Here is an 11,125-nt window from a genome sequence, read left to right as displayed (position 1 = left end):
GGGCGGGGCCGGGGGCGGAGTCTGCACGGCCGGCGTGACCGGCGGTGCCACCGGCGCCGGGGCGGGTTCCTCCACCGTCACGCCGAAGTCCGTCGCGATCCCGGCCAGGCCGTTGGCGTACCCCTGGCCCACCGCCCGGGCCTTCCAGGCGCCGTTGCGCAGGTAGATCTCCACGACCACCAGTGCGGTCTCGGTGCCGAGCTGCGGCGGGGTGAAGGTGGCCAGCTCGCTGTTGTCGTCCGCGTTGCGGATCGTGGCCGTCGGTTCGATGCCCTGGAAGGTCTGGCCCGCGGCGTCCGGGCTCGCGGTGACGACGATCTTCTCGATGCCGGGGGGCAGGGCGGCGGTGTCGACGCTGATCGCGTCAGGCGCCGTACCGCCGCCCGACCGGTAGGTGACCCCCGGTCCCGTCGGCTGGTTGTAGAAGATGAAGTCGTCGTCGGAGCGCACCTTGCCGTCGGCGGTGAGCAGCAGGCCCGATACGTCGAGCCGCACCGGGGCGGAGACGTCCACCGTCACTCGGGCGACGGGGAGGGGGATGTTCGAGCCGGGGGTCATAGCTGTCATGCCCGGTGAACGAGCGAGCGCGCTTTACCGTTCCCTTAATCTTCTACGGCACCACCATGATCTTGCGGCCCACCCCCGACGCGAACTGGTCCAGCGCCTCGGGATAGCGGTCCAGCGGCAGCCGGTCGCTGATGAAGACGTCGGGGTCCAGGACCCCGGTCGCGAACAGCTCCGCCGCGCGTTCGAAGCTGTGCAGGACCGCCATGGAGCCGGTGATGGTGATCTCCTGGTTGTAGATGCGGTACGGGTCGATCGTCACCCGCGTCGCGTAGTCGGCCACGCCGAACTGGAGGAAGGTGCCGGCCTTGGCCACCCGGTCCAGGCCGTCCTGAATCGCCGCCGCGTTGCCGGTCGCGTCGATCACCAGGTCCCAGCCCTGCGGGCGGTCCAGTTCGTCCGCGTTCCCGGCCGAGGCCGAGACGCCGAGCTTGCGGGCGGTCTCCAGGCGGGCCGGGTTCACGTCCACCACATCCACGCTCGCCGCGCCGGTCCGCTTGGCCAGCTCCAGCATCATCAGGCCCATGGTCCCGGAGCCGTAGATCAGCACATGGGCGCCCAGCCGGGACCGCAGGACGTCGTACCCGCGGATCGCGCAGGACAGCGGCTCGACCAGCGCGGCGTCCTGCGTGCGGACGTGCTCGGGCAGCCGTACGCAGTTGGCGACCGGGGCGACGGCGAACTGTGCCGCGCCTCCCGCCGTGGTCACACCGATCGCGGCCCAGCGTTCGCAGAGGTTGTTGTGGCCCGTACGGCAGTAGCGGCACTCGTGGCAGTACAGGGACGGGTCCACCGCCACCCGGTCGCCGACCGCGAGCTCGGTGACCTGGGTGCCGACGCCGACCACCTCGCCCGCGAACTCGTGGCCGGGCACGATCGGCAGCTTCGGGGCGAACTCCCCCTGGAGGATGTGCAGGTCGGTGCCGCACAGGCCGCACGCGGCGACCTCGACGACGACCTCGCGCGGCCCGGGCGTCGGGTCGGGGACCTCGGCGACAACGGCACGGCCCACGGACTCGATGACGGCGGCCTTCATTTCACGGCTCCCAGCGACAGGCCCTGGACGAGTTTGTCCTGGGCGGCGAACCCCGCGGCGAGCACCGGCAGGGAGATGACGAGCGACGCGGCGCACACCTTCGCCAGGAACAGGCCCTGGCTGGTGATGAAGCCGGTCAGGAACACGGGGGCGGTCTCGGCGACCACGCCGGTGAGCACCCGCGCGAAGAGCAGCTCGTTCCAGCTGAAGATGAAGCAGATCAGGGCGGTGGCCGCGATGCCCGGCAGGGCGATGGGGGCGACCACGCGCGCGAGGATCGTCGGGAGCCTCGCGCCGTCCACCCTCGCCGCCTCGATGACCGCGACCGGGACCTCGGCGAGGAAGGACTGCATCATCCAGACCGCGATCGGCAGGTTCATCGAGGTGTAGAGGATGACCAGCAGCCAGATGTTGTCGAGCATGTCGGTGTTCTTCGCGAACAGGTAGATGGGCAGCAGGCCCGCCACCACCGGCAGCATCTTGGTGGACAGGAAGAAGAACAGGACGTCCGTCCACTTCCTGACCGGCCGGATGGAGAGCGCGTACGCCGCCGGGAGGGCCAGGAGCAGCACGAAGAGGGTCGAGGCCAGCGAGGCGACGGTCGAGTTGATCAGCGCGGGCCAGGGGCTCGCGCCGCCGCCCGTGCCGAAGAACTCGCGGTAGCCGTCCAGGGTGAGGGCGGCGCCGAAGGAGGGCGGGTTGGTGGCCGCGTCCGACTCCGAGTGGAAGGACGTCAGGGCCATCCAGGCGATCGGCAGGAAGAAGACGATCCCCACCAGCCAGGCCACCAGGCCCAGACCGATTCCCTTGCGTTTCACGGCGATGGTGCTGCTCATGCGCGGCCGGCCTCCTCACGGAACAGGGACGACACCACGCGCAGGGCGAAGGTCGCGATGATGATCGAGCCGATGACGACCAGGACGCCGGCGGCCGAGGCGAGGCCGTTCTCGTGGGCCTGGTAGAAGCTCTGGTAGACGGTGTAGGGCAGGTTGGCGGTCCCGAGGCCGCCGGAGGTGATGGTGAAGACCGCGTCGAAGTTCTGGACGATGTAGATCGAGCCCAGCAGGGCGCCGAGTTCGAGATAGCGGCGCAGGTGCGGGAGGGTCAGGTAGCGGAAGATCTGCCAGTCGCTCGCGCCGTCCACCCGCGCGGCCTCCATCTGCTGCTGGTCGCGGCTCTGGAGGCCGGCCAGCAGGATGAGCATCATGAACGGGGTCCACTGCCAGACCAGGGAGGCCTCGACCGCGAGCAGCGGGGTGTTGGAGATCCAGTCCGGCTGTGGGCCGCCCACATAGTGCAACAGCCCATTGAGCAGGCCGTATTCAGGGTTGTAGAGCACGTGCTTCCAGAGCAGGGCCGCGGCCACCGGGACCACCAGGAAGGGGGCGATCAGCAGGGTGCGGACCACGCCCCGGCCCTTGAAGCGGCGGTCGAGGAGCAGGGCCAGGAGCAGTCCGAGGACCAGGCTGACCAGGACGACGGTCACCGTCAGCAGGATCGTCGTCCACACCGAGTGGCGCAGGTCCGCGTCGGTGAGGACCTCCTGGTAGTTGTCGACGCCGGTGAAGCGGCGGGCCTTGGGATAGAGGGAGTTCCAGTCGAAGAACGAGATCACCACCGTGGCCACGAAGGGCAGTTGGGTGACCACGATCATGAAGACCAGGGCGGGGAGCAGCGGGGCGCGGGTGGCCCAGGCGCGCAGCCGGTTCGAGGGCGGGCGCGCGGTGCTCACGGGGGTGGTGGCCGGCGTGGCCATGGTCGTGGCGGTCATCGTCCCTCGTACTCCTCGGAGATCTTCTCGGCGATCCGCTGGGACTTCTTCAGGGCCGACTCGACGGACTGGCGTCCGGCGATGGCCGCGCTGATCTCCTGGGAGACCCTGGTGCCGAGGTCGGTGAACTCGGGGATGCCGACGAACTGGATGCCGGGCGCGGGGCGCGGCTGCACACCCGGGTCGTTGGGCCGGGCCTGCTCGATGGCCTGCTTGGTCATCTCCTGGAAGGCGGCGGCCTCCTTGGCGTAGGCCGGGTTGGTGTACGTCGAAGCCCGCTTGCCGGCCGGGACGTTGGACCAGCCGATCTGTTCGCCCACCAGCTGCTCGTACTGCTTGCTGGAGGCCCAGGAGACGAACTTCCATGCCTTGTCCGGGTTGCGGGAGGCGTCCTGGATGCCCCAGGCCCAGGTGTAGAGCCAGCCGGAGGACTCCGTCTTCTCCACGGGGGCGGGGGCGTAGCCCACCTTGCCCTTGACCGGGGAGCCCTTCGCCTCCAGGGAACCGGCCGCCGAGGTGGCGTCGTACCACATGGCGACCTTGCCCTGGGTCATGTTGTTGAGGCACTCGGCGAACCCGGACTGGGCGGCGCCGGACTCACCGTGCTCGCGCACGAGGTCGACGTAGAACTTCGTGGCCTGCTCGAAGGCGGGCGAGTCGAGCCGGGCCTTCCAGCTCTTGTCGAACCAGGTGCCGCCGAAGGTGTTCACCACCGTGGTGAGGGGTGCCATGACCTCGCCCCAGCCGGGCAGGCCGCGCAGGCAGATGCCCTTCATGCCGGGCTCGGCCCCGTCGGCCTTCGCCGCCAGGTCCGCCACCTGCTGCCAGGTGGGACGGGCCGGCATCGTCAGGCCCTTCTGCTCGAAGACGTCCTTGCGGTACATCAGGAAGGACGACTCGCCGTAGAAGGGCTGGCCGTAGAGCTTGCCGTCGTCACCGGTCAGCGACTGGCGCATCGGAGCCAGGACGTCCTTCTCGTCGTACGAGGGGTCCTTGGCCACGTACGAGTCCATCTCGTGCAGCCAGCCGTTGCGGGCGTAGATCGGGATCTCGTAGTTGGACAGGGTCGCCACGTCGTACTGGCCGGCCTGGTTGGCGAAGTCCTGGCTGATCTTGTCGCGGACGTCGTTCTCGGGCAGGACGGTGAAGTTGACCTTGATCCCGGTCTCCTTGGTGAAGTGGGCCCTGGTCAGCTTCTGCAACTCGGTCATCTGGGGGTTGTTGACCATCAGGACGTTGATGGCGTCACCGCCCGACCCCGCCCCGCCCGCGCCGACCCAGCAGCCGGACAGCAGCGGGGCGAGCAGCGTCCCTGCGGCGGCCATGGCGAGCGTGGCTCGCGGTGGCCGTCGTCGGCTCTGGGTTCGCATGGATCGCTCCTGGACATAGGGGGACATAAGGGTCACCGCTGGTCGTCGGTGGCCCGTGGAGGTGTCGGTTCGAGATTCAGGCCCTGATGACCTGCGGGCCCAGCAGGGAGTAACGGTGTGCCTCCGAGGCGGGCAGCAGCGTGCTCGTCACGATCGCCTCCAGCGCGCCGATCTCCGCGAAGCGGCAGAAGCTGACCGCGCCGAACTTGGTGTGCACGCCGGCGAACACCGTCCGGCGCGCCGCCCGGATCGCCTGCGCCTTGACTTCGCTGACGGCCGGGTCGGGGGTGGTGAGGCCGTGTTCGCGAGAGATGCCGTTGGCGCCGATGTAGGCGAGGTCGAGGACGAAACCGGCCAGCATCCTGGTCGTCCAGTGGTCGACGGTCGCCAGGGTGCCGGGGCGGACCCGGCCGCCGAGCAGCAGGACGGAGGTGTTCTCGGCCCCGGCGAGGGCGCCGGCGACCGGGAGGGACGCGGTGACCACGGTCAGCGGCCGGTCCCGGGGCAGGGCCTCGGCGATGAGCTGCGGGGTGAAGCCCTCGTCGACGAAGACCGTCTCGGCGTCCCCGAGCAGCTCGGCCGCGGCGGCTGCGACCCTGCGTTTCTCGGGCACGTGGCTGGTGGCGCGGAAGGCGAGCGTGGTCTCGAACCCGGCGCTCTCCACGGGGTAGGCGCCGCCGTGCGTACGGCGGACCAGGCCGTGGTCCTCCAGGGCGCGGAGATCTCTGCGCACCGTCTCCTTGGCGACGCCGAGTTGTGCGGCCAGGGTGTTGACGTCCACGGCACCTGTGGTGCGGGCGGCACGAACGATCTCCCGCTGGCGTTCTTCCGCGGTTCTGGTCATTCGGTCACCCGCCTTCCTGTCGTTCTGCCCGTTCGGGCCGATGCAGGAAGTTGTACAGCGGGTGGACTGCGGTGACCAGGTCTGTTGCTCGGGTGATAGTGACCGCGTGTGCCCGTTCGGGCGGAGCGCGCCCACCGGTTTGTGCGGTGCGGTCGTACGGCGGCTGCAGGTTCGTTGTGGCTGGTCGCGCAGTTCCCCGCGCCCCTGGGGGGTGGCGCTTCGCGCCTGACCCCGGGCTGCTTCTCGTGCCCGGAATGGCTGCGGGCGGGCCCGTTCGGTGCCCGCCCGTCGGTGTCGACCGTGTCAGTACGGCCAGATCGGCGGGTCCGTCACGAACTGGCCGCCCAGGTAGGCGTGGCCTTCGTTGCCCTCCTGGAGTTCGCCCTGTTCGGCGATCAGCTTCTCGGCGTAGGGCTCGGAGTCGTCCTGCGGGTCGTAGCCGAGGGCCCGCGCGGTGGTCAGGTCCCACCACAGGCGGGTGTTGGCGGAGGAGCCGTAGACCACGGTGTGACCGACGTCCTCGGCGGTCAGGGCCGCGTGGAAGAGGCGGGCGCCGTCGGCCGGGCTCATCCACACCGAGAGCATCCGCACGCTGGTCGGCTCGGCGAAGCAGGAGCCGATGCGCACGGAGACCGTCTCCAGGCCGTGCCGGTCCCAGTAGAGCTGTGCGAGGTCCTCACCGAAGGACTTGGACAGGCCGTAGAAGGTGTCCGGGCGACGCGGAGTGTCGATCGGGATGAGCGGGTCGCCGTCCCGCGGCCGGGGGGTGTAGCCGACGGCGTGGTTGGAGGAGGCGAAGACGATCCGTCCGACGCCCTCCGCGTGCGCGGCCTCGTACAGGTTGTAGGTGCCCTCGATGTTCGCCTTGAGGATCTTCTCGAAGGGGGCTTCCAGGGAGATGCCCGCGAGGTGGATGATCGCGTCGACGCCCCGTACGGCCTCGCGTACCGCGTCCTTGTCGGCGAGGTCGGCGACGACCGCGTCCGGCTCGCCCTCCACGGGCCGCAGATCGAGCAGGCGCAGTTCGTACCCGTAGCCCGGGAGCAGATCCCGCATCAGGGTGCCGAGCCCGCCGGCGGCACCGGTGAGCAGAACGGTACGAGGAGCGGGCATCCGCAGGTCTCCTTGAACGGGCTCATGAGTACGGTATTCACATGCGTGGACAAGTTAGGGATCGTTTCTTGACTTCGTCAAGGGTGGCGCGAGGAGCGTTCATAAATATAAACTCTGATCAGTATTCTGCATGCCACTTTAGGGAGAGCCTGTGACGCCGTCCGCCGACCTCGCCCACCGACTCGGCATCCCCAGCGGGCCGCTGTTCTTCCCCGTCACCGCCTACGGCCCCGACGGATCCCCCGACCTCGCCGTGTACCGCGCGCACGTACGCCGAGGTGTGGACGCCGGGGCCGCGGCCGTGTTCGCGTGCTGCGGCACCGGGGAGTTCCACGCGCTCACGCCCGAGGAGTTCGAGCGGTGCGTCCGGGCGGCCGTCGAGGAGGTGGCGGGGCGCGTACCGGTGGTCGCGGGCGCCGGATACGGCACCGCGCTCGCCGTCCGGTACGCGCGGCTCGCCGAGGCGGCCGGGGCCGACGGCCTGCTCGCCATGCCGCCCTACCTCGTCGTGGCGGGGCAGGAGGGGCTGCTGCGGCACTACCGAGAGGTGGCCGCCGCGACCGCGCTGCCGGTGATCGTCTACCAGCGCGACAACGCCGTCTTCACCCCGGAATCCGTCGTCGAACTGGCCCGCACCGAGGGCGTCATCGGCCTCAAGGACGGTCTCGGCGACCTCGACCTCATGCAGCGGACCGTCAGCGCCGTACGCACCGAGGTGCCCGGCGACTTCCTCTACTTCAACGGACTTCCGACCGCCGAGCAGACCCAGCTCGCCTACCAGGCCATCGGCGTCCCCCTGTACTCCTCCGCCGTCTTCTGCTTCGCCCCCGAGATCGCCCTCGCCTTCCACCGGGCCCTCGCCGACGGCGACCGGACGACGGCCGACCGTCTGCTCGACGGCTTCTACCGGCCCTTCGTCGAACTGCGCGCGCAGGGCCGCGGGTACGCCGTCTCCCTGGTCAAGGCCGCCGTCCGGATGCGCGGCCTCGACGTGGGCGAGGTCCGCCCGCCGCTGCACGAGCCGGGCGCGGACCATGTGAAGCAGCTCGCGGAGATCATCGAGCGCGGGTACGCGCTCCTGGAGGAGGCACAGTGAAGGCGTCGGCGTTCGTCTACCCCTGGGACGTCAACGGGGACCCGGAGGCCGCGGCCCGCATCGCCGGGCTCGGCGTGCGGCAGGCGACCCTCGCCTCCGCCTACCACTCCACGCGCGCGCTGACGCCCCGTCACCCGCGCCACCGCATCGTCACCGCCGAGCACGCGGCCGTCCTGTACCCGACGGACCCGCGCTGGGAAGGGCGGAGCCTGCGTCCGTACGCGGCCGGCGACTGGGCGCCGGGCGACGCCTTCGGATCGGCCTGTGCCGAGCTCGGCGGGGCCGGTCTGGAGGTGCACACCTGGGTCGTCCTCGCGCACAACTCCCGCCTGGGCGCCGAGCACCCGGACACCTCCGTCGTCAACGCCTACGGCGACCGCTACCCGTGGGCCCCGTGCATCGCACAGCCCGCCACGCGCGCGTACCTCGTCGACCTCGCCGTGGAGGCGGCCGTGCGCCCGGGCGCGGCCGGCACCGAACTGGAGTCCCTCGGCTGGTACGGCCTCCAGCACCTGCACGCCCACGACAAGACCGGCGGGGTCCCGCTCGGCGACGCCGGGATGTACCTCATGGCGCTCTGCTTCTGCGGAACCTGCCGTGAGGGGTACGGCGAACAGGGGCAGGACGCCGACGCGCTCGCCGCCGCCGTCCGCGCCGCGCTGGAGCCGCTGTGGCAGGGGGCGCCGGACGACGGCGGCTGGGCCGGCGTCGAGAAGCTCCTGGGCTCCGAGCGGGCGGCGGCCACGCGCGCGTGGCGGGACGAGACCGCCCGCACGCTCCAGGAGAGCGCGGTGCGGGCCGTTCGCTCGGCCGCGCCCGAGGGCTTCCAGATCCTGCTGCACGCCGACCCCGTGACGTACCACGTCGGCGCCAACGCGGGCGTCGACCCCGAGCACGTCCTGTCCGTCGCGGACGGGGTCGTCGTGCCCTGCGCGGGCGGCCCGGACCTGCTCAGGCCCTTCGCCGGGGTCCGCGAGGGCGCGGTCGTCGCCGCCAACTTCCCCGTCGTGTCGGGCATGGGCGGCAGCCCGGGCACGCTCGCCGCGGACGCGGCCCGCGCACGGGAGGCCGGGGCGAGCGAACTCCGGCTGTATCACGCCGGGTTGGCGTCGGACGGCGACCTGGACGCGATCCGCTCGGCCCTGGCCCGCCTCTGAAGCAGCGGGACCGACGAGACCAGCCACACCACGCCCAGGACGGCCGACAGCGGCCGCTGGTCGACCGGTTCGACCAGGGCCGCGCCCACCGCGAGACCGAGCACGTTCGGGGCGAACACCAGGGTGTTGGCGGTGGCGACCGCACGGCCCAGCAGCGCGTCCGGGGTCTCGCGCTGCACGGCGGTGAGCGCGGCGATCAGCACACAGGGCAGGCCCAGGCCGACGGCCGCGCTGCACACCAGGGCCAGCGGGTCGGACGGGACCGCCCGCAGCCCCGCGGCCACGGCGGCCAGGACGATGCCGTACCCGGCGAACCGGCGGCCGCCCAGCCGGCGCAGGGCGGGCCCGGAGAGCAGCCCCACCGCCACCGAACCGGCGCCCTGCACGGCGTACAGCGCTCCGGCGTACGCGGGGGAGTGGCCGAGTCCGTCGATCACGGCGTACATCAGCGCGCCGTTGACCCCCGCGCACAGCATGGTGCCGGCGCCCGCCAGGATCAGGGGGCGGAGTGCGGGGTGGGCCCAGATGTGGCGGGTGCCTTCGACGAACGGGGTGCGCCGGGACGGCCCGGGCCCGTCCTCCCGGACCCGCAGGCCGCGGTACAGGAGCGCGGCGAGCACGAACGTGGTCGCGTCCAGCAGGGCCACCGCCGGGCCGCCGTAGAGGGTGTAGAGGCCCGCTCCGGCCAGGGGCGCCACCAGTTTCATGCCCTCGTTGACCGCCGTCCGCAGCCCGTTGAAGTCGCCGAGCAGGGACGGGGCGACGGCGCCGGCGACCAGGGCCGACTCCGCCGCGTCGAGGACGACGCCCGTCGTGCCGTAGACGAGGAGGACCGCGAGGACGACCGCGACCCGTTCGGTGAGCAGGACCGGCAGCAGGGCCGCCATCAGCAGGTTGCCGCCGATCAGCAGCGGTTTGCGGCGGACCCGGTCGGCGATCGTGCCGAGCAGCGGGCCCGCCAGGGTCGGCAGCCACATCGCGAGCATGCACAGCGCGGCGAGGCCGTCCGAGCCGGTGAGGTCCTTGACCCAGACGCCGGACACCAGCCACAGGGCCGAGGTGCCGAAACCGGAGACGAGCACTCCGGTGAGACAGAGCCTGGCGTCGCGGTCGTGGAGCACCGCCCATGTCTTCGTCATGCCTGCCCATCGTGGGTCTAAGGCCCCCGCGACGGGATGGGGCAGGTTCCCTAGAACGCGGGCGATGAGTTTTCGCGGCGGCGGCGGTCAACCCCTCACCACACCGTGAACCGTGAGGAGCCCCGCATGACCGTCCCGCCGCTGGACCTCGGACCGCAGACCCGCGTCATCGCCCTGCTGGCCGAGGGCGTCACCGACGAGCAGCTCGGGAACGCCACGCCGTGTCCCGAGTACGCGGTGCGCAACCTGCTCGGCCACCTGCTCGGTCTCTCCGCCGCCTTCCGTGACGCCGCCCGCAAGGACCTCGGCGCCACCACCGACACCCCGCCGACCGACTCCCTCCCGGACGTCGGCCCCGGCTGGCGCGAGGAGCTCCCCAAGGTCCTCGACGAGCTCGCCGCGGCCTGGCGCGACCCGGCCGCCTGGACCGGCATGACCCGCGCGGGCGGTGTCGACCTGCCCGCCGAGGTCGCGGCCGCCGTCGCCGTCGACGAACTGGTCGTCCACGGCTGGGACCTGGCCATGGCCACCAGCCAGCCGTACGACCCGGACCCCGCCGCGCTCCGGGCGACGTACGACTTCCTCCAGGCGTCCGCCGACGACCCGAGCCGGGACGCCATCTTCGGTCCGATCGTCCCGGTGCCCGAGGAGGCACCGCTGCTGGACCGGGCCCTGGGCCTGAGCGGGCGGAACCCGGGCTGGACGCCGTAGACGCCGGGGCCACCGTGCCGTAGACGGACGGAAACGGGCGGCGGGCGGCGGGAGCGGACCGTACGCTCCCCACCATGCCGCCCCTCAGCCTCACCGTCCTCGGTACCGCCTCCCCGCACCCCGCGCCGGGCCGCCCCTGCTCCGGCTATCTGCTGCGCGGCGGGGGCGCCGAGGTGTGGGTGGACGCCGGACCCGGCACCTTCGCGGAATTGCAGCGGCACACGGACCCCTCGCGGCTGACGGCGATCTGGATCTCCCACCTGCACGCCGATCACAGTGCCGATCTCCTCGCCGCCGTCTACGCCTTCGCCTACGGCGGACATC

At 71.6% G+C, this 11,125-nt stretch carries 12 protein-coding genes; 4 read left to right on the top strand and 8 right to left on the bottom strand.

Annotated features, from left to right (window positions below):
• The 7 genes from AOJ26_RS37060 to AOJ26_RS37030 form a co-directional block, all read right to left on the bottom strand.
• Positions 1 to 558: TerD family protein (locus AOJ26_RS37060; protein ID WP_179200403.1), on the bottom strand; the 558-nt coding region annotated here is incomplete at its 3' end.
• A 52-nt stretch (positions 559 to 610) separates the two neighbouring features.
• Positions 611 to 1,600: a zinc-dependent alcohol dehydrogenase family protein gene (locus AOJ26_RS37055; protein ID WP_053852748.1), complete on the bottom strand. Its 990-nt coding sequence runs from the start codon at positions 1,598 to 1,600 to the stop codon at positions 611 to 613.
• The gene (locus tag AOJ26_RS37050) at positions 1,597 to 2,436 is read right to left on the bottom strand and encodes a carbohydrate ABC transporter permease (RefSeq protein ID WP_053852747.1); all 840 of its coding nucleotides are present in this window, start codon (positions 2,434 to 2,436) and stop codon (positions 1,597 to 1,599) included. Before AOJ26_RS37050 ends, AOJ26_RS37055 begins: the two co-directional genes overlap by 4 nt.
• Positions 2,433 to 3,371: a carbohydrate ABC transporter permease gene (locus tag AOJ26_RS37045; RefSeq protein ID WP_053852746.1), complete on the bottom strand. Its 939-nt coding sequence runs from the start codon at positions 3,369 to 3,371 to the stop codon at positions 2,433 to 2,435. The genes AOJ26_RS37050 and AOJ26_RS37045 overlap by 4 nt, the downstream gene beginning before the upstream one ends.
• Positions 3,368 to 4,741, bottom strand: coding sequence for an ABC transporter substrate-binding protein (locus tag AOJ26_RS37040; protein WP_053852745.1), 1,374 nt, complete (start codon positions 4,739 to 4,741; stop codon positions 3,368 to 3,370). The genes AOJ26_RS37045 and AOJ26_RS37040 overlap by 4 nt, the downstream gene beginning before the upstream one ends.
• A 76-nt stretch (positions 4,742 to 4,817) precedes the next feature.
• Positions 4,818 to 5,585 (bottom strand): DeoR/GlpR family DNA-binding transcription regulator, encoded by a 768-nt coding sequence (locus AOJ26_RS37035; RefSeq protein ID WP_053852744.1) that lies wholly within the window; start codon positions 5,583 to 5,585, stop codon positions 4,818 to 4,820.
• Between the two features lie 303 nt (positions 5,586 to 5,888).
• The gene (locus AOJ26_RS37030; RefSeq protein ID WP_053852743.1) at positions 5,889 to 6,698 is read right to left on the bottom strand and encodes an NAD-dependent epimerase/dehydratase family protein; all 810 of its coding nucleotides are present in this window, start codon (positions 6,696 to 6,698) and stop codon (positions 5,889 to 5,891) included.
• Between the two features lie 151 nt (positions 6,699 to 6,849).
• On the opposite strand from AOJ26_RS37030, the gene AOJ26_RS37025 reads away from it, so the two are divergent.
• Together AOJ26_RS37025 and AOJ26_RS37020 are read left to right on the top strand one after the other, a co-directional pair.
• Complete coding sequence (locus AOJ26_RS37025) at positions 6,850 to 7,794, top strand: 5-dehydro-4-deoxyglucarate dehydratase (RefSeq protein WP_053852742.1); 945 nt, start codon at positions 6,850 to 6,852, stop codon at positions 7,792 to 7,794.
• A complete protein-coding gene (locus tag AOJ26_RS37020) occupies positions 7,791 to 8,951 on the top strand; it encodes a hypothetical protein (RefSeq protein ID WP_053852741.1) in 1,161 nt (386 codons plus the stop codon). Before AOJ26_RS37025 ends, AOJ26_RS37020 begins: the two co-directional genes overlap by 4 nt.
• Here the strand turns inward: AOJ26_RS37020 and AOJ26_RS37015 are convergent.
• Positions 8,888 to 10,090: an MFS transporter gene (locus AOJ26_RS37015; protein ID WP_179200402.1), complete on the bottom strand. Its 1,203-nt coding sequence runs from the start codon at positions 10,088 to 10,090 to the stop codon at positions 8,888 to 8,890. The two genes, AOJ26_RS37020 and AOJ26_RS37015, sit on opposite strands and share 64 nt — an antisense overlap.
• A gap of 126 nt (positions 10,091 to 10,216) precedes the next feature.
• Between AOJ26_RS37015 and AOJ26_RS37010 the strand changes: the two genes are divergently transcribed.
• A complete protein-coding gene (locus AOJ26_RS37010; protein ID WP_053852740.1) occupies positions 10,217 to 10,801 on the top strand; it encodes a TIGR03086 family metal-binding protein in 585 nt (194 codons plus the stop codon).
• Between the two features lie 74 nt (positions 10,802 to 10,875).
• A partial coding sequence (locus AOJ26_RS37005; protein ID WP_159044479.1) for an MBL fold metallo-hydrolase occupies positions 10,876 to 11,125 on the top strand: 250 nt, incomplete at its 3' end.

This window comes from Streptomyces sp. NRRL B-24085 (assembly GCF_001282115.1).
Classification (GTDB): Bacteria; Actinomycetota; Actinomycetes; order Streptomycetales; family Streptomycetaceae; genus Streptomyces.
This window is presented reverse-complemented; position numbering and strand designations above follow the sequence as displayed.